The organism is Maricaulis sp., assembly GCF_048269565.1.
GTDB lineage: Bacteria > Pseudomonadota > Alphaproteobacteria > Caulobacterales > Maricaulaceae > Maricaulis.
Genome location: NZ_JBLXIK010000002.1, coordinates 98,759 through 117,118, shown reverse-complemented (window position 1 = coordinate 117,118; position 18,360 = coordinate 98,759). Strand labels below are relative to the sequence as shown.

19 protein-coding genes are annotated in these 18,360 nt (G+C 64.4%); 6 read left to right on the top strand and 13 right to left on the bottom strand.

Annotated features, from left to right (window positions below):
* The first annotated feature begins 322 nt into the window (after positions 1-322).
* Genes ACN0YL_RS04000 through ACN0YL_RS03980 form a run of 5 tightly spaced genes read left to right on the top strand, consistent with a single transcriptional unit; the run spans position 323 to position 5,231 of the window.
* Positions 323-883, top strand: coding sequence for a F0F1 ATP synthase subunit delta (locus ACN0YL_RS04000; protein WP_417469548.1), 561 nt, complete (start codon positions 323-325; stop codon positions 881-883).
* Positions 884-886: 3 nt separating this feature from the next.
* Positions 887-2,419, top strand: a complete 1,533-nt coding sequence (gene atpA / locus ACN0YL_RS03995; RefSeq protein ID WP_417492008.1) for a F0F1 ATP synthase subunit alpha — start codon at positions 887-889, stop codon at positions 2,417-2,419.
* A 32-nt stretch (positions 2,420-2,451) separates the two neighbouring features.
* Positions 2,452-3,339 (top strand): F0F1 ATP synthase subunit gamma, encoded by an 888-nt coding sequence (locus ACN0YL_RS03990; RefSeq protein ID WP_417497117.1) that lies wholly within the window; start codon positions 2,452-2,454, stop codon positions 3,337-3,339.
* Between the two features lie 18 nt (positions 3,340-3,357).
* A complete protein-coding gene (gene atpD / locus ACN0YL_RS03985; RefSeq protein WP_417492007.1) occupies positions 3,358-4,797 on the top strand; it encodes a F0F1 ATP synthase subunit beta in 1,440 nt (479 codons plus the stop codon).
* A 32-nt stretch (positions 4,798-4,829) separates the two neighbouring features.
* Entirely contained in the window at positions 4,830-5,231 is a 402-nt protein-coding gene (locus ACN0YL_RS03980; RefSeq protein ID WP_417492006.1) for a F0F1 ATP synthase subunit epsilon, read from the top strand.
* A 61-nt stretch (positions 5,232-5,292) separates the two neighbouring features.
* Here the strand turns inward: ACN0YL_RS03980 and ACN0YL_RS03975 are convergent, their stop codons facing one another.
* On the bottom strand, positions 5,293-6,285 hold the full coding sequence (locus ACN0YL_RS03975; RefSeq protein ID WP_417492005.1) for a helix-turn-helix domain-containing protein: 993 nt from the start codon (positions 6,283-6,285) through the stop codon (positions 5,293-5,295).
* 125 nt (positions 6,286-6,410) lie between these two features.
* Between ACN0YL_RS03975 and ACN0YL_RS03970 the strand changes: the two genes are divergently transcribed.
* Entirely contained in the window at positions 6,411-7,952 is a 1,542-nt protein-coding gene (locus ACN0YL_RS03970; protein WP_417497116.1) for an amidohydrolase family protein, read from the top strand.
* 18 nt (positions 7,953-7,970) lie between these two features.
* Here ACN0YL_RS03970 and ACN0YL_RS03965 read toward each other — a convergent pair whose 3' ends face one another.
* The 12 genes from ACN0YL_RS03965 to rpmA all read right to left on the bottom strand — a co-directional run bounded on the left by ACN0YL_RS03965 (position 7,971) and on the right by rpmA (position 18,357).
* The gene (locus ACN0YL_RS03965) at positions 7,971-8,468 is read right to left on the bottom strand and encodes an RNA pyrophosphohydrolase (RefSeq protein WP_417497115.1); all 498 of its coding nucleotides are present in this window, start codon (positions 8,466-8,468) and stop codon (positions 7,971-7,973) included.
* Positions 8,468-9,790, bottom strand: coding sequence for a divergent polysaccharide deacetylase family protein (locus ACN0YL_RS03960; protein WP_417497114.1), 1,323 nt, complete (start codon positions 9,788-9,790; stop codon positions 8,468-8,470). Before ACN0YL_RS03960 ends, ACN0YL_RS03965 begins: the two co-directional genes overlap by 1 nt.
* 159 nt (positions 9,791-9,949) lie before the next feature.
* A complete protein-coding gene (locus ACN0YL_RS03955; RefSeq protein ID WP_417497113.1) occupies positions 9,950-11,263 on the bottom strand; it encodes a S41 family peptidase in 1,314 nt (437 codons plus the stop codon).
* Between the two features lie 30 nt (positions 11,264-11,293).
* A complete protein-coding gene (locus ACN0YL_RS03950) occupies positions 11,294-12,520 on the bottom strand; it encodes a murein hydrolase activator EnvC family protein (RefSeq protein ID WP_417497112.1) in 1,227 nt (408 codons plus the stop codon).
* A 31-nt stretch (positions 12,521-12,551) separates the two neighbouring features.
* A complete protein-coding gene (gene rlmH, locus ACN0YL_RS03945; RefSeq protein ID WP_417497111.1) occupies positions 12,552-13,022 on the bottom strand; it encodes a 23S rRNA (pseudouridine(1915)-N(3))-methyltransferase RlmH in 471 nt (156 codons plus the stop codon).
* Positions 13,023-13,367 (bottom strand): ribosome silencing factor, encoded by a 345-nt coding sequence (rsfS, locus tag ACN0YL_RS03940; RefSeq protein WP_417497110.1) that lies wholly within the window; start codon positions 13,365-13,367, stop codon positions 13,023-13,025.
* A 127-nt stretch (positions 13,368-13,494) separates the two neighbouring features.
* The gene (gene egtD / locus ACN0YL_RS03935; RefSeq protein WP_417497109.1) at positions 13,495-14,499 is read right to left on the bottom strand and encodes an L-histidine N(alpha)-methyltransferase; all 1,005 of its coding nucleotides are present in this window, start codon (positions 14,497-14,499) and stop codon (positions 13,495-13,497) included.
* A 32-nt stretch (positions 14,500-14,531) separates the two neighbouring features.
* Positions 14,532-15,185 (bottom strand): nicotinate-nucleotide adenylyltransferase, encoded by a 654-nt coding sequence (locus tag ACN0YL_RS03930; RefSeq protein WP_417497108.1) that lies wholly within the window; start codon positions 15,183-15,185, stop codon positions 14,532-14,534.
* Positions 15,178-16,308 (bottom strand): glutamate 5-kinase, encoded by a 1,131-nt coding sequence (proB, locus tag ACN0YL_RS03925; protein ID WP_417497107.1) that lies wholly within the window; start codon positions 16,306-16,308, stop codon positions 15,178-15,180. Before proB ends, ACN0YL_RS03930 begins: the two co-directional genes overlap by 8 nt.
* Complete coding sequence (gene obgE / locus ACN0YL_RS03920; protein ID WP_417497106.1) at positions 16,305-17,339, bottom strand: GTPase ObgE; 1,035 nt, start codon at positions 17,337-17,339, stop codon at positions 16,305-16,307. The genes proB and obgE overlap by 4 nt, the downstream gene beginning before the upstream one ends.
* Positions 17,340-17,420: 81 nt before the next feature.
* Positions 17,421-17,963 carry a GNAT family N-acetyltransferase gene (locus ACN0YL_RS03915; RefSeq protein WP_417469577.1) on the bottom strand — a complete coding sequence of 181 codons (543 nt, stop codon included), beginning with the start codon at positions 17,961-17,963 and terminating at the stop codon, positions 17,421-17,423.
* Positions 17,964-18,087: 124 nt separating this feature from the next.
* Positions 18,088-18,357 (bottom strand): 50S ribosomal protein L27, encoded by a 270-nt coding sequence (gene rpmA, locus ACN0YL_RS03910; RefSeq protein WP_417469578.1) that lies wholly within the window; start codon positions 18,355-18,357, stop codon positions 18,088-18,090.
* Positions 18,358-18,360: the final 3 nt, after the last annotated feature.

The window sequence follows — 18,360 nt, the reverse complement described above, 5'->3', positions numbered from 1 at the left end:
TCGGGCGCCCGTGCGGGCCGAAAGCCCTGTGCCGGCAGGCCAGGGCGTCGCCTGGCCTTGATGAAACAGCGCGCATTTCCTGGCGTCGGGCCCCCGTGTTGCGGCGATTTGCCCCCGGCGGGCGGCGCCGCGACAGTCGTCCGCCTGCTGAATCGATACCTGCTCCGGCTTGCTGCGCTGATCGCCCTGTGCTATCGCAGCGCCGAACCCCGGGGACGGGTCGCGCAAGCTGACTCGTTCATTCGTACAAATCGTTGATTTTCAAGTGTTTGCACCTTCCGGTGAATCACAGACACTTCCCCAGCCAGAGAGTGACGTCACGGTGAGCACCGGCGAAGACGCCATCACAGCCAATGCTGCAGGTCGCTATGCGACAGCGGTATTCGAGCTGGCCAAGACCGCGGGCAGCCTTGATGCGGTTGCTGCGGACCTGTCAGCCCTGCGCGCAGCGCTCGAAACATCGGATGAATTGTCCGACTTTCTGACCTCGCCGCTCTATTCGGCCGAGCAGAAAACCGGCGTGTTGAATGCCCTGGCCGACAAGGCCGGTTTCAACGCGCTGACCCGGAATGCTTTCGGCGTCGTCGCGGAAAACCGCCGCGCCGCCGAACTCGGCGATATCGCGACGATCTTCGCAGCCCTGCTTGATGCCGATCGCGGCATTGTCCGGGCTGACGTGGCATCGGCCGCGGCGCTGACCAAGAAACAGACCGAGGCCCTTGCGGCTTCTCTGAAAAGTGCCTTTGGGCGCGAAATCGAAGTGCGCACGCAAGTGCGTCCTGAATTAATGGGCGGACTGATCGTGAAGATCGGTTCCCGTATGTTCGACTCATCTCTCCGCACCAAGCTGGACGGGATGAAGAATGCGATGAAAGAGGCGTAGGCCATGGACATCCGGGCTGCAGAGATTTCTGCGATCCTGAAGGATCAGATCAAGAATTACGGCACCGAAGCTAAGGTTTCGGATGTCGGTCGTGTGCTTTCCGTCGGTGACGGTATTGCGCGCGTTTACGGCCTCGATGAGGTCGCGGCCGGTGAACTCGTCGAGTTCCCGGGCGGGATTAAGGGCATGGCCCTCAATCTGGAACGCGACAATGTCGGTTGCGTGATCTTCGGTGAAGACCGGGGCATCAAGGAAGGCGACACCGTCAAGCGTCTCGGCTCGATCGTCGATACCGCTGTCGGCAAGGGCCTGCTGGGTCGCGTCATGGACGGTCTCGGTGAGCCGATCGACGGCAAGGGCCCTCTGGCCGATGTCGCCGAACGCCGCCGCGTTGACGTCAAGGCGCCGGGCATCATCCCCCGCAAATCGGTTCACGAACCGATGGCAACGGGCATCAAGGCGATCGACGCCATGATCCCGGTCGGCCGTGGCCAGCGCGAGCTGATCATTGGTGACCGCCAGACCGGCAAGACCGCCATCGCGCTCGACACCATTCTGAACCAGAAAGCGATCAACCAGGGCAATGATGAGAGCGCCAAGCTCTACTGCATCTACGTCGCGGTTGGTCAGAAGCGTTCGACGGTCGCCCAGATCGTCAAGACGCTCGAGGAAAACGGCGCGATGGATTACACCATCGTCGTGGCTGCAACGGCGTCCGATCCGGCACCGATGCAGTTCCTGGCACCGTTTACCGCCTCGGCCATGGGCGAATATTTCCGCGATAACGGCATGCATGCGCTGATCGTCTATGATGATCTGTCCAAGCAGGCTGTTGCCTATCGCCAGATGTCCCTGCTGCTGCGCCGCCCGCCGGGCCGCGAAGCCTATCCGGGCGATGTCTTCTATCTCCACTCTCGTCTGCTCGAGCGTTCGGCCAAGCTGAACGAAGCGAATGGTTCCGGCTCGATGACGGCTCTGCCGATCATTGAAACCCAGGCCAATGACGTGTCCGCCTACATCCCGACCAATGTGATCTCGATCACCGACGGCCAGATCTTCCTGGAAACCGACCTGTTCTACCAGGGCATCCGCCCGGCCGTGAACGTCGGCCTGTCGGTGTCGCGCGTTGGTTCTGCCGCCCAGACCAAGGCGATGAAGCAGGTTGCCGGCAAGATGAAGGGCGAACTGGCCCAGTACCGCGAAATGGCGGCCTTTGCCCAGTTCGGTTCCGATCTCGACGCCGCAACGCAAAAACTGCTGAGCCGTGGTCAGCGTCTGACCGAACTTCTGAAACAGCCGCAATTCTCGCCGCTGTCGATGGAAGAACAGGTCGCGGTGATCTATGCCGGTACGCGTGGCTATCTCGACGGGATTGCACTTGGCGACATCAAGCGTTTTGAGGCGGACCTGCTTCGCCATCTCCACGCCGAGCATGCCGCCCTCATGACGGCGATCCGTGATGAGAAAAAGGTGAGCGACCAATCTGAGGCCAAACTGAAGGGCGTTCTCGACAAGTTCACCGAACATTTCGCGTGAACCTGAACCGAAACGACCACTAGGAGTGCCGAATGGCGAGCCTTAAGGACCTTCGAAATCGTATCGCCAGCGTGAAATCCACGCAGAAGATCACCAAGGCGATGCAGATGGTGTCAGCGGCCAAGCTGCGCCGGGCACAAGAGGCCGCGGAAGCCGCGCGCCCCTATGCCGGGCGCATGGCTGCCGTGATGGCGAATCTGTCCAATTCCATGGCCGGTAACCCGGGCGCTTCGCCGCTCCTGGTCGGCACCGGCCGTGACGAGACGCATCTGCTGCTCGTCATGACGGCCGATCGTGGCCTGTGCGGCGGTTTCAACACCAATATCGCCCGTCTGGCGCGCACGCGGATCAATGAGCTGCAGCGCGCCGGCAAGAGCGTCAAGATCGTCTGCATCGGCAAGAAGGGCTTCGATCAGTTGAAGCGCCAGTTTGCCGGGCTGATCGTCGAGACGGTCGATCTCAAGGGCGAGAAAACCCTCAATGGCGCCGTCGCCGGGGGCATTGCTGACAAGATCACGCATATGTTCGAGGCCGGCGAGTTCGACGTCTGCGAAATCATTGCCTCGGAATTCGTGTCGGTGATCTCGCAGAAGCCTTACGCCAAGGTGCTGATCCCGGCGCTGGATGCCATCGATGAGGGCGTCGAGCGGCCCGATACCGGCGGCGCCATCTACGAGGCCGAGCCGGACGAGGAGACCATCCTCAACGTCCTGCTGCCGCGTTATGTCACGACCGTAATTCTGTCGACCCTGCTGGAAAACTCGGCTGGCGAAATGGGGGCCCGCATGGCTGCCATGGACAATGCCACCCGCAATGCCGGCGAACTGATCGACAAGCTGAACCTTCTTTATAACCGCACCCGTCAGGCGCAAATCACGACGGAGTTGACCGAAATCATCTCCGGCGCCGAAGCTCTCTAGACGAGGGGAAGACCAATTATGAGCACTCTTAAAGGCCGTATTGTCCAGATCACCGGCGCCGTCGTTGACGTCGAGTTCGATGGTGGACTGCCCAGCATCCTCAACGCCCTCATGTCGACCAATGACGGCAAGCCGCTGACCCTCGAGGTTTCGCAGCACCTTGGCGAGAACACGGTTCGCACCATCGCGATGGATGCGACCGAAGGCCTGCAGCGCGGCGTCGAAGTTGTCGACACCGGCGCACCGATCATGGTTCCGGTCGGTCCGGGCACGCTCGGCCGCATCATGAACGTGACCGGCGCGCCGATCGATGAGGCGGGCGATATTCCGCACACGATGACGGCCCCGATTCACCGTCCGGCTCCATCCTTTGCCGAACAGGCGACGGAAGCTGAAATCCTGCCGACCGGCATCAAGGTCGTCGACCTGCTCTGCCCCTACGCCAAGGGCGGCAAGATCGGCCTGTTCGGCGGCGCCGGCGTTGGCAAGACGGTTCTGATCCAGGAGCTGATCAACAACATCGCCAAGATGTTCGGTGGTTACTCGGTTTTCGCCGGTGTTGGCGAGCGGACCCGCGAAGGTAATGACCTTTACTGGGAAATGATCGAATCGGGCGTCAACAAGGACCCGAAAGAGCATGAAGGCTCGACCGAAGGTTCGCGTTGCTCGCTGGTGTTCGGCCAGATGAACGAGCCGCCGGGAGCGCGCGCCCGCGTCGCCCTGTCCGGTCTCGCCCAGGCAGAATATTTCCGCGATGAAGAGGGCAAGGACGTTCTCTTCTTCGTCGACAATATCTTCCGCTTCACCCAGGCCGGTTCCGAAGTGTCCGCCCTGCTCGGCCGCATCCCGTCCGCGGTGGGCTATCAGCCGACCCTGTCGACGGATATGGGCGCCCTGCAGGAACGCATCACCTCGACCAACAAGGGTTCGATCACCTCGGTGCAGGCCGTTTACGTGCCCGCCGATGACCTGACCGACCCGGCGCCAGCCACCACCTTCGCCCACCTCGATGCGACCACGGTTCTCAACCGTGCGATCTCGGAAAAGGGCATCTATCCCGCTGTGGATCCGCTCGATTCGACCTCGCGTATTCTCGAGCCCCGCATCGTCGGTGATGATCACTACAACACCGCCCGCCGGGTCCAGGAAACGCTGCAGCGTTACAAGGCCCTGCAGGACATCATCGCCATCCTCGGCATGGACGAGCTGTCCGAAGAGGACAAGATGCTGGTGACCCGCGCCCGCAAGATCGAGCGCTTCCTGTCGCAGCCGTTCGATGTGGCTGAAATCTTCACCGGTTTCCCGGGCATCCAGGTGCCTGTGGCCGACACGGTCAAGGGCTTCAAGGCGATCTGTGACGGCGAATATGATCACCTTCCCGAGCAGGCCTTCTACATGGTCGGCACGATCGAAGACGCGGTGAAAAAAGCCGAGAAAATGGCTGCGGAGGCCGCATAAGCGGTCTCCGGCATTAGCCGGAGGAATACCTGATGGCTGACAAGCTGCATTTTGACCTCGTATCGCCTGAGCGCCGCCTGTTTGCGGGTGAAGTCGATATGGTTGTGGTCCCCGGCGAAGATGGCGATTTCGGCGTGCTGCCGAAGCATGCGCCCTTCATGTCGGTGATCCGCTCCGGTGCGATCATCATCACCCGGGACGGCGTCAACGAGCGGACCTTCATCCATGGCGGTTTCGCCGAGGTGACGCCTGCGGGTCTGACCATTCTGGCCGAAGAAGCGATCCCGGTTTCCGAGATCGATGTCGTCGCGGTTGAGCGCGACCTGGTCAATGCCCGTGAGGATGTCAGCGTCGCCAAGACCGACGAGGCCCGCGAAAGCGCCGAAGCGCTCGTGAGCAAGCTCGAAGCGATGAAGACGGTCGCCGCGCACTGATTGCTCCCACCGATTGACACATGATCAGGGCCGTTCCGCATGGAGCGGCCCTTTTCATTGATCAGGACTGCGCGCTGGCGCCAGCCCGCTTGCGCCACTCGCTCGGGGTCTCGCCGGTGACGTCCTTGAACGCCTTGTTGAAATTGGACCGGGTCTGAAAGCCGCAATCGAGCATAAGTTCAACGAGAGGCCGCTCGGGCGAAGCCTGGATCAGACGCCGGGCTTCGGCGATGCGCCAGCCATTGATCCAGCGGCTGACGCTGGTGCCGTGCAGGTCATTGACGGCTTCCGACACGGTACGTTGAGGCAAGGCCAGCTGACGGGCCAGCCGCGCGACGGTCAGCTCCGGGTCGAGCCAGGGGCGGGCCTCGGCCATGTGAGTGTCCAGCCGCGCCCGGATAGTCTCGGCGTCAGTATTGCCGCGGCGGATCCGTGTCATGATCCAGCTCGACGGGCCGCCTTGATGCAGGCTGGAAAGCAGGAAGTAGACCAGGAAGACAAGGAAGCCGGCCATGGTAATCGCGAGCGCCAGTGAGTGAGCCAGGTCGGTCTTGCCCACCAGTTCGAGCATCACCAGGAAATCGGTGAGCGCCATCGCGAACAACCAGCCGCAGACCACGAATTTCCAGCGCCGCACGGCAGGTGTCGGTGCCTTGATGGTGATGGCGGCAAGGCCGCCATAGAAAACCAGCGCGGCGATGATGGCGCCATCGAGATGGGGGCCGTCCGGGTAGCCGAGGCGCGTGAGGGCCAGCGCGACCGGTCCGGCGATGTGAATGAGGTCTGGCCAGCCCACGCTTTCGCCGGGCCGCGCGGCGATTCGCAGATGCAGGAAAATCGCCGCTGGCAGCGCCATGGCCAGCACCGGACGCCACCAGGCCAGCGCCGGAATCAACCCTGTCAGTGAAAGACTGGTGAGCACGTGTTGAATCGCGAACAACGCGAAGACCAGGGCGAGGAAACGATGCGCCAGTCGCCGCGGCGCGCGCAGGCTGGCCAGGTAGAGCGCAATGATTGCCGACAGGGCGGCCGATATGAGCAGGATCGACGTCATCCCGACTTGATACGGTGTCTTGCCCGCTTGTCCAAGATCGTGATCGGCCCGTCCTTGATCGCGCTTGAGGGCGCATCCGGCCGGGAAGGCGTGTTGTCTGGGGGCTCGCCAAAGGAGGCCCGCCAATGACCCGCTCAATTCAAGTCAACGCGCTTGCGACCGCCCTGCTGCTCGGCCTCGGCCTGGTGCCGCCCGCTCCCGGTCAGCCGGCACCGGACGGCGAGCTCATCATCACGCATGCAACCCTGATCAGCCCGGAGCGCGAGGCCCCGTTGCAGGATGCATGGGTCAGGCTCAGCGGCGACCGGATTGTGGCGGTGGGGAGCGGCGATGTTGATCCCGCCGGCGCGCGGGTCATTGATGCCGCGAACGGCTATCTCATACCCGGCCTGATCGACAGCCATGTTCACCTCTACCATGCGACCGGTTTGCGCGCCCGCTATACCGACGACTATGCCGCGCTCTACCGCGGTTATATGGAGCAGCAACCGCGCAGCTTCCTGTTCCATGGTTTCACGACCGTGATCGAACTCAATGCCGATGCGGCGACAAATGCGCGCTTCGAGGCTGCGCCCCGTCATCCCCATCTGGTGCATTGCGGCCAGGGCGTCGTGCTGTCGGACGGGTTCATGGCCCTCGAGCTTGAAGGCGCTCCCGTCGGAGAAACCTATCCGGGCTATCTGATCGACAGCCATGCCGGCGGTCTCGTTCCCGCCGGGGCAGACCCGGCGGCGCACACGCCCGAGGCCGCTGTGGCGTCGGTAATGGATCAGGGTGGCCAGTGCATCAAGCTCTACTATGAAGAGGCCCTGTGGTGGCCTGGCGGGGCACCGGACTTCCGTCTGCCGTCGGTCGCGATCGCTCGCGACGTGGTCGAGGCCGCCCATGCCGCCAACCTGCCGGTCCTGCTACACGCGACTACCCCGGCCGGGCATGAGTTCGCGCTTCAGTCCGGGATCGATATTCTGGCTCACGGGATGTGGGAATGGACCGGCCAGTCCTTCACCGACCCATGGCCTTCCACCCGGACGGCCGCGATTGCCCGTGAGGTCGCGCGCTCGCCGATCACTGTCCAGCCCACCATCCAGACGATCCGCAACACCGCCAGCCTGTTTGATCCGCGCGTGCTGGAGGATGCGGGCTGGCTTGACGCCGTGCCGCCGGCTTATCTCGACTATCTGCGTGGCGAGGCGCAGGCCCAGCGCGGGCAATTTGTCGCCATGTTCGGCGACATGATTGCGCGGGGCAATGATGCGGCCGACATGGGCGCGGCCCAATCCGCTTTCCTGGGACGGTATCAGGACTTGCTCCAGGCCATGCAGGCCGAGGGTGCGCACTTCCTGTTCGGCGGCGATACGGCCGTTGGCGGTTTCGGCTGGGCCTCGCCTCCGGGTCTGGCCGGTTATTGGGAAATGCACAACTGGGTCGATGCCGGTATCCCTCTGCCCGTTCTCTTCCGTGCCATGACCATCGACAATGCCGCCGCGTTCGGCCTGTCCGAGGAGATCGGATCCATCGAGCCGGGCAAACGGGCCGACCTTTTGATCCTGCGCGGCAATCCGCTGGCCAATGTCACAGCCTATGACCGGATCGCGACCGTGATCCTGGCCGGCGAGGCTATCGAGCGGAGCGATCTTTCGGCGCGGCAAGGTGTCGACGCGCGATAGGGATCCGGCCCTGGCAGGCTAGCGTGCGTAGGCGCCAAAGGCCTCGACGACCCGCAGATAGACATCCCGCTTCCAGGGAATGATCAGGTCGGGGATTTCGGCCAGTTCGCCCCAGCGCCAGGCGTCGAACTCGACCTCGCCATGGCGTTCGAGATCGATATCGGCTTCGCTGCCGTGGAAGCGGAAGGCGAACCAGCGCTGTTTCTGTCCGAGGTGGCGCTTTTTGTGAAAGCGCGGATCCTCGCGCACGTCCGGCGGATAGTCATAGGCGATCCAGCCGGGGATATTTCCGAGCGGCTCGACACATTCCGGGCGGATGCCGGTTTCTTCTTCCAGCTCGCGCAGGGCGGCGGCCTCGACATCCTCGCCGGCATCGATCCCGCCCTGCGGCAATTGCCAGTTCCAGGGTGGCGGCGTGCTCTCGCGGCGGCCAAGCCAGACCTGGCCGGCACTGTTGAACAGCGCAATCCCGACATTGGCGCGGTGATTGGGCCAGGGATCGGCGGGCGCAGGCATCAATGCCCCGATGAGGCGGCGGCCGGTGCGTGGTCGCCGGTGCCGGATGCATCTACCGGCGGCCGTGACCAGCGATTGTCGATGACTTGCTCGGGCTCGGGCTGGAGGGCGCGGGCCTCGGCTTCCATGCGGGCCTGCAGGCGCCGGCGGGCCATCACGGCCGAGGGCGGTGCCAGCTGATAGCCGCGGCTGTCCAGGCTGCGGGCCCAGTCGCGAACATGATCCACTGTCGTCGGATAGGAGAAGCCGGCCCCGAGCGAGGCGCCATTTTGCAGCGCGAGTGCCTCCAGCGTCAGCAGGTGATTGTCGATCGCCGTCGGGCTCGGATCCTCGTCGAGCACGCGATCGGCGATGGCGTACTGGACATTGCTGGAACGGGCGGCGGACTCAATCACGGTGCGGCGGCCGGCGCCGTCATGCAGGAAGGCCACGCCGCGCGCTTCCAGTCCCTGCAGCAATTGGGTCATCGCCGGTTCCGAGGCGGAGAAACGGGCGCCGAGATAGTTGGAGACCGCGAAATAGCCGGTCGTGCGGCTCATGATCCAGTCGAGCCGGGCAAGATTGTCTGCGGCCGGGGCGTCAGCCAGCAGGGTCTGGGGGCCCGGATCATTATTGGGATAGTCGAAGGGTTCCATCGGCGCTTCGATCAGGACTTCATGTCCGGCAGCCCGGGCCCGGTCGACCCAGCTCTGCAGGTCACGGGTATAGGGCGCGAAGCTGAGGGCGATTTCCGGTGGCAATTCATCGATCGCCGCCTGGGTCACCGTCCGGTTGAGCCCGAGGCCACCGATGACGACGGCAATCGTCGGCGCGGTCGGATCGCCATGGAAGGGGCGGGCATAGGCGCGCGAGGCGCGCAGGCCATTGGGCGGGATAACCGGCAGCGGCCCGTTGGGGGTGTTCTCGGTCAATCCCGGCAAGGGGGCCGGCGGCAGCGCCTCGGCGCTGTTGGTGCTGGCGGCGTGACGGGCCTCGGCATCGGCCGGGTCCGAGCCTGACGATGGCGTGGCAGGCCGGCCCGTGTCGAAACGGTCATCCACGCCGGGGAGTTGGGCTTCGTCGACGCCTTCCGGTTCGATGAACTGGATCGGAAGCGGGTCATCCTCCGCCGGGGAAATCCGCAATTCCGCCGCGGGATAGACGGTCTCTACCGGGGCCGGCGCGACACCGCCGCGGGCGAGCGGTGGCTGCAGGTCGGCTTCGCCGAACACGGCGACGCCCAGGATGACGGCGGCAAACAGGACAGCGGCACCCAGCCCGGCAAACAGGGGTGCCTTGATGGTCAGGAGGGGTTCGACATGACGCAGGACAGCACTGGACATCGGAACAATCTTCGACGAGCGAATTAACCGGTTGCGCGTCCGATCAGACGCACCCATTCACTGTCAAAACTGCCCTGTCCCGGAAAAGAAACGGTTAACGCCTGGTGACGCAGCCCTGCCCGCACACTGGTGTACAGGCAGGGCTTTGTTGTCATTGGGTTACTGCAGCGCCGCCTGCTGGCTTTCCATCGCATCGCGCAACACTTCACGGGCGCGCGAGAGCTGGAAGTCCTCGTCTTCCGGCCAGTCGGCCGGTGGCTGTTCGATGGCGGCGATGTCGGTTTCGGCACGGTCTTCGCCATTTTCATTCTCGAGCGCGCCGGGCAGATCGGCTTCAAGCCGCACCGCCGGGCCGGAGTCCTCATCGTCCGTGGAAATCGGGAAGGAGCTGATCTGGAGATCCGGAACGATGCCCGTGCCCTGGATCGAGCGGCCGGCCGGGGTGTAATAACGCCCGGTGGTCAGGCGCAGGGCGCCATCACGGCCACCCCGCAGCGGGATGATGGTCTGGACCGAACCCTTGCCGAAACTGGTCATGCCGACCAGTTCGGCGCGTTCGCGGTCCTGCAGCGCACCGGCAACGATTTCGGCGGCGCTGGCCGAGCCTTCATTGATCAGGATCACGATCGGCGCACCATTGAGGCGATCCCCCGGGCGCGCATTATAGCGCTGGGTGTCCCGCGGATCACGATTGCGCGTCGAGACGACCTCGCCACCGTCGAGGAAGACGTCTGTCACCCCGATCGCCTGGTCGAGCAGCCCGCCCGGATTATAGCGGACATCGAGGATCAGGCCGGGCAGTGGCCCGCCATTCTCCTCTTCCAGCTCGGCAATGCCCTCGAGCACCATTTCGGTGGTGCGTTCATTGAAGCCGGCGATACGCAGATAGGGTGTTCCATCGTCCTCGATACGCGTCGCGACGGTGCGCAGCGGGATGGTGTCGCGCACCAGGGTGACGTCAAACGGGTCCTCGCCGGCGCGCGAGATGGTGATCGTCACCGGGTCGCCAACGGCGCCGCGCATCAGTTCGACCGCGCTGTTGACCGTGATCCCGATAATGCTTTCACCATCGACCGCGATGATGCGGTCATTGGTACGCAGACCGGCGCGTTCGGCCGGCGTATCGCTGATTGGGGAGACGATGGTGATGAATTCGTCGCGCCGTGTCACTTCCATGCCGAGGCCGCCATACTCGCCGCGCGTGGTCACGCGCAGGTCTTCATAGGCGTCGGGGTTGTGATAGGCCGAGTGGGGGTCGAGCGAGGTCAGCATGCCTTCAATGGCCGCTTCGATCAGCTGGGTCTGTTCGGTATCGGTGACGTAGTCGGACTCGATACGGCTCAGCACGTCACCGAACAGCTCAAGCTGACGGAACGTCTCCGTATGGTCTTCCTGGCGCCCCTCGGCAGCCATGGTGATGGCGACCGCCCCGAGCGCAAAGGCCAGGATTGAAGCGAAGACATTGATGCGCATACCAACTCGCGTCCTTTGTGCGCGAAAGTCCTATTCCGATTGCGCGCCGGATCTGAGCCAGGGCCCGGGATCCATTGCATGACCGTCTCTACGCAGCTCCAGATACAATTCTGGGGCCGTTTGCCCGCTATTGGGCATGGCACCAACCGGTTCGCCAGCCAGAACGCTCTGTCCGGCGCTGGCGTAGGTTACCGCCATGCCGGACAGGACCATATAGTAGCCCTCCCCGACATTGAGTATCAAGAGTCCACCATACGTGCTGAACGGTCCGGCGAACTCGACGCGGGCGTCGAAAGGAGACACTACCTGCGCCTGGCTGCGAGTCCGAATGAATATTCCTTCAGATGCTGTGCCATCTTCACCCAGTTCGGCATAGCGGCGCACCACCTCGCCTGTCGCCGGTGGCCGCAAGCGGCCGCGCGCATCGGCAAAGCGCAGGGTTTCCAGCGGCGCATCGGGCGCGCGGGCGGCAATCAGATCGCGCATCGGACGCATGTGCGGCGCCGGAATACTGTCCGGCACCTCGATCCGGCGCGGATTGAGACTGGGCATGACGGCGGCCATCTGGGTCAGTTCGCTCAGCAGCGATCGGATCGAGCGGGCGCGTTCCCCGGCCGAACTGGAGGCCTCGAGGAAAGCCACCGCCTCATCGCGGCGGCGGGCCTCGAGCGCGCGCCGCTCGGCGATCAGGGCCTGCAGCTCCAGCCGCTGGGCCGATAACGCACTTTCGGCGCTGGCCAGGACGGTGCTCTGGCTCTCGATATCGCTGCGCACCGCGCGCAGCTGCGCCAGCTCCAGCGACAGCGCCTCGGCGCGGGCCTGTAATTCCGGTGCGACCTGGGCCATCAGGGTCGCGGCTCTGGCCGCCTGCGCGGCATCATCGGGTGCGGCCAGGATCGCGGGCGGGGTCTGGGTCTCGATCCGCTGGATGGCGGCGAGAATATCGGTCAGGGTTTCGCGGTCGGCGGCGAGGCGGGCCAGAATGTCCGCTTCTTCGCGGCCGAGCCGCGCCAGCTCGCCCGAGGCCGCCAGCGCCGCCTGTTCGCTATTGCCGACGCGCTGGCCCAGTTCCACCAATTGCCGCTGCATCAGGGCGATTTCCGCGGCAACCGCTTCGGCCTGCTCGCGCGCCGCCTCGGCGCGGGCGGCGGTTTCGCGCGCTTCCTGCTCGAGCTGTTCGGCTGTGGCCGCATCGGCCGGCACGGTGTCGGCCGGCTGAGCCTGGGTCAGCACGAGGGTGAGGGCGAGGAGATACATGCGCTGACGCTAGCTGCTTCCCGGTTAAGGCTTACTCACGGTGATAGGGCGTGCCGGCCAGAATTGAGACGGCACGATAGATTTGCTCCGCCAGCATCACCCGCACAAGCTTGTGTGGCCACACCGCCGGACCGAAGGCCAGCATCAGGTCAGGCCGGGGCAGGACATCATGGTCATGTCCGTCCGCACCGCCAATGGCAAACACGACTTCGCGGCAGCCGGCATCACGCCATTCACCCAGCTTGCGGGCGAGATCGGGCGATTTGAAGGCCTTGCCGCGTTCATCCAGCAACACGAATTTGACGTCCCCGCCGAGGCTTTCCGCCAGGGCGCGGCTCTCATCCGCCTGGGTCTTGAGGCTGCGATTGTCGATCTGGGTTTCGCTGAGCGGGCCCAGGCCAATGGCCCGTCCCGCGATCGAGCACCGGTTGGTGTAGTCATCGACGAGCTCGCGCTCCGGGCCGGAGCGCACACGTCCGATGGCTGCGATGCGGAGCTTCACCTAGACGGCCGGCTGGTCCGGGGATGTCGGGGTCTCCGGATCGACGGACCACATCTTTTCGAGATTGTAGAAGCTGCGAACTTCCGGGCGGAACAGGTGGATGACGATATCGCCGGCATCGATCAGTACCCAGTCACAGGTCTGCAATCCCTCGATACGCGTCTTGACGCGCCCGGTTTCCTTCAGGGTATCAATCAGATGATTGGCGATGGCGCTGACGTGGCGCGATGATCGCCCCGAGGCGATGATCATGATGTCGGTAACCGAGGACCTGCCGCGAAGATCGATCGCAACAACGTCTTCAGCCTTGTCGTCATCGAGAGTTTCGAGGATGAGCGCTTCCATTTCCTCGAGGGGACCGTCTTCTCCGATGACCCGGACGGCAGCTGCCGTTTCTTCCTTGGTCCGGCGCGATGTTTCCGTAGACAGGGCGGGTGTCCTTTCTGACAACCAATACAATTTGGTGCCTATATCACGCTTTCACGTTTGGTTCGAGCCAATGCAGCGAGAAGAGTTCAGCTGGATCGGACCAGCTCTTGAGCATATCAAAGCCGGCCGAATGTGCCAGCGCCCGGAAACTCTCCGGCGTGAACTTGTGGGAGTTCTCGGTATGGATCCGCTCTCCCTTGGCGAGCGAGAACACCTGACCGGCGACTTCGAACTCTTGTGGTTCCAGCGCTTCGAGATGCATTTCAATGCGGGACTTGTCCGCATTCCAGACCGAGACATGCTTCAGCCGTGACGCATCGAGCGTGCCGTCGAGTTCGGTATTGATGCGGTCGACCAGGTTAAGATTGAAGGCGGCGGTGACGCCCTGGGCGTCGTCATAGGCTGCTTCCAGGGTTGCCGGTGATTTCACCCGGTCGGCCCCGATCAGGATGGCATCGCCTTCGCGCATGCCCTGGCGGAAACCGGCCAGCAGGTCGCGGGCGGCGGCGGGCTCGAAATTACCGATCGTCGAGCCGGGAAAGAACAGGATGCGACGCCCCTGCGGCAAGGGCAGATGGTCCAGCGACAGGCCGTTGGTGAAATCGGCACAGATCGCTCCGACATGCAGATCGGGATAGTCGCGCGCCAGCTCCTCACAGGCGGCGGTGAGGTGCTCGCCGGAAATATCCAGACCGACATAGCCGGCCGGACTGTCGAGGGCATCAAGCAGCTTGCGGATTTTCACGCTCGATCCAGATCCGGGCTCGATGACCACGGCGCCCGGGCCAGCCAGGCGCGCCAGCTCGGGACCGATCCGGTCGAGCAGGGCAAGCTCGGTCCGCGTTACATAATATTCCGGCAGTCCGGTGATCTGGTCGAACAGGGCCGAGCCGGCGGCGTCGTAGAAATAGACCGGCGGGATGGTTTTCGGTGTCGCGGCCAGCCCGTTCAGGACATCGCGCAGAAAATCGCCGGCGGGCGGATGCTGGTCGTCGAAGAAGTCCAGCGCGGCATGAAGCGGAGATTGGCCGAGGGTGAGATCGGTCATGATGAGGTCCTGCCTGCTTCGGAATGTGGGTTTCAGCTTCGCGCGCGCAGCGCCGTCGAGGAGTGCCAGTCTAACGGTTCTATCAGATAGGTCCACGCCGGTGCCTTTTTCAGGGGCAGCCGGGCGAGGCCCTGTTCACGAATCCGCGAGTGGGCATAGATCCGCACTGCCGGTGCCAGGCGGGCACGGACGGCGTCGTGCGGGCGCGATATCACCGCAATCGGGATTGATTCAAAGATCGCGCGCCACTGGCCCCAGCGGTGAAAGCTCTTGAGATTGTCGGCGCCCATCAGCCAGACGAAGTGAACGCCGGGATAGAGCCGGTTGAGGGCCCGGACCAGGTCGATGGTGCGATTGCAGCCGAGCCGCGACTCGAAATCACTGATCACCATGCCGGGCCGGTCCGCCAGGGCCGAGACGGCGGCCATGCGTCTGTCCAGGTCGTCGGCCTGCCGATCCTTGAGCGGGTTCTGCGGCGAGACCAGCCACCAGACACGGTCGAGGCCGAGCCGCCGTTTGGCCGCCTCGGCGACATGGAGATGGCCGGTGTGCGGCGGATCGAAACTGCCGCCGAACAGGCCGATCTTCATGCCACGCGCCAGCGTCTCATTGCGCAAGGGTCGGCCGGGTTTCGGGGCGCTGACCAGACGACCGCGCGCCATCGGGCTGGAGCGGCGCTCAGCCATGGGCGCCGCCGCCGGGACTGGCGAGCACGATATCGTCGGCATGGACAAGGGCCGCGGCGCGGCGATAACCCAGCAGCGCTTCGATCTCGCTGCTCTTGCAGCCGCAGATCCGGCGTGCATCGCTGGCGTCATAGCCGCTGACGCCGCGCGCGATCGCGTTGCCGTCCGGCCCGGTGATCCGCACTGCATCGCCGCGCTCGAAATGTCCCTCGATGGCGGTGGCACCGACCGGCAAGAGCGATTTGCCCGCCTGCAGCGCCGCCGCGGCGCCGGCATCGATGCGGATCTCGCCATTCGGACTGTGGGCGCCGGCAATCCAGGCGGCGCGGGCGCTGACGGCCGAACCGGTCGGGTGGAACCAGCTGCCGCACTCCGCCAGCGCCAGCCGCAGGACCGGCCGCTCCGCTGCGCCCGGCCCGATTGCGGTGGCACAGCCCGAGGCGGTGGCGATCTCGGCGGCGAGAATTTTCGAGCGCATGCCGCCGGTCCCGACACCGCTCAAGGCATTGGCGCCGCCGGCCATGGCGTGGATGGCGGCATCGATCCGCTTGATCTCGCCGATGCGGCGCGCCCCGGGATGGGTGCGCGGGTCCTGGTCAAACAGCCCGTCGATATCGGAGAGCAGCACCAGAAGATCGGCGCCGACCAGCTGCGCCACCCGGGCGGCGAGCCGGTCATTATCGCCATAGCGGATCTCGTCGGTGGCGATGGTGTCATTCTCATTGACCACCGGCACGGCGCCAAGATCGAGCAGGGTATTCAGCGTCGCACAGGCATTGAGCCAGTGGCGGCGCGATTCGGTGACGTCGAGGGTGAGCAGGGCCTGCGCGGTGGCCTTGCCGTGACGGGCGAAGGCGCGCTCCCACTCGCCGACCAGCACCGGCTGGCCGGCCGCAGCGGCCGCCTGTTTCTGTTCCAGCGTCAGCGAGCCGCCACCGAGGCCGAGGCGTGGCCGTCCCAGCGCCACGGCACCGGAGGAGACCAGCACGACGCGTTTGCTCTGCCCGGTCAGCGACGCGATATCGTCCGCGATCGCGTCAATCACGGCCGGGCCTGATTGCAGCAGGCTCGATCCGACCTTGACCACGATGCAGCGGGCCGCGTCGAAGCCGGGGCGTGTCACGGGGTCCAGCCTTCATCGTCGGGTTCGGTATCGCCGGCCCGGACTTTCTGCACGATACGCCAGGCTTCCGAACACAGCCGCTTGACGCCGTCGCCGGAGACGCCGGACAGGCGCATGACCGTCTTGCCGGTCGCCTTCTCAAGCAGCTTCACCTTTTCCTCGACCTCGTCCTCGGGAATGGCGTCGATCTTGTTGAGCGCGAGGATTTCGCGCTTCTCGGTGATGCCGCCGCCATAGGCCGCCAGCTCGTTGCGCACCGTATGATAGGCCTCGACCGGATCGTCCTGAGTGCCGTCGATCAGGTGGATGATCGAGGCGCAGCGCTCGATATGGCCGAGGAAACGGTCACCAATGCCGGCGCCTTCATGCGCGCCCTCAATCAGGCCGGGAATGTCGGCAACGATGAAGCGCGAACCGGGGCCAAGATCGACGACGCCGAGATTGGGATAGAGCGTGGTGAAGGGATAGGCGGCAATCTTCGGATTGGCCTTCGAGACGACGCTGAGGAAGGTCGACTTGCCGGCATTGGGCAGGCCGACGAGGCCGACATCGGCGATCAGCTTCAGCCGCAGCCAGACCCAGCGCTCCTCGCCCGGCCAGCCGGGGGTGGATTTGCGCGGGGCGCGATTGGTCGCCGACTTGAAACGGGCATTGCCCTGACCGCCATCCCCGCCGCGCGCCAGCAGCACCCGCTGGCCCAGCTCGGTCATGTCAGCAAGGACATCTTCCTTGTTTTCGTCGAGGATCTGGGTGCCGACCGGCACCTGCAGGATGACGTCTTCGCCACCCTTGCCCGAGCGGTCACGGCCCTGGCCGTGGCCACCGGTATCGCCTTTGAAGTGCTGCTTGTAACGGTAGTCGATCAGGGTGTTGAGGCCCTCGACGGCTTCGGCCCAGACATCGCCGCCCTTGCCGCCATCGCCGCCATCGGGGCCGCCAAACTCGACGAAGGCCTCGCGCCGGAAGGACATGCAGCCGGCCCCGCCATTGCCGGAACGGACATAAACTTTAGCCTGGTCGAGGAATTTCATCGGATAATCTCTATTGTGTGCGCCCCTTATACCGGTTTCCCCGGCATAAATAAGCGTTTCTCGTCATTGCCGCGCCCGGCCTCAGGCCGCCGCCAGCTCCATTCTCATGTCCAGGCAATTGGCGCGCGCCAGCCGGCCGAGACAGAATTGTTCGCACGCCTCGCCGGTATAGCGAAAGCCGAGCTTTTCCAGCACCCGGCCGGACGCCGGATTGTCGTCATAATGGCCGGCGGTGATGACGGGTGCCGCCAGCTCGTCGCGGGCATAGTCGATCAGGGCCTGGCCGGCCTCGGTCGCCAGACCGCGGCCCCAGAAGGGCTTGGCGATCCAGTAGCCGATTTCCCACTCGCTTTCCGGCGTACGCCGGAAAATTCCGGCCATGCCGCACATCTCGCCACCCTCGCTCTCGCGCGTCTGCACGATCAGGTGCCGGCTGGCCGAATTGTTCCAGCCGGCGCGGCGCATCAGCACCCACATCTCCGCCGCCGGCACCGGATAGGGGTGCGGGATCAACATCGTCATCCTGGCGATATCGTAATCGCCGGCATAACGGGCGATGTCGGGCGCATCGCGCATTTCCGGCGGGCGCAGCAATAATCTCGTCGTTTCGATCCGCGGACCCATCCTGGTCTCCATTGGGCGGCGGGGAGGCAAACAAAAGGGGAGACGGTGACCCGTCTCCCCTGATGCGCGATTGCGCTGTCGAGCCCCGCTGGTAACAGCGAACGGCTCGATATGTGCGAACCGTTTATTCGGCGGCGTCTGCCATCGGCTGAACCGATACATAGGCCTTGTTGTTGGCTTTCTTGGTGAAAGCCACACGGCCTTCGACAAGCGCGAAGAGGGTGTGATCCTTGCCCATGCCGACATTGGCCCCAGGATTCACCTTGGTGCCGCGTTGACGCATGATGATGTTGCCCGGAATGACCGTCTGGCCGCCATATTTCTTGACGCCAAGGCGGCGACCAGCGGAGTCGCGACCGTTACGGGATGAACCGCCTGCTTTTTTGTGAGCCATTGA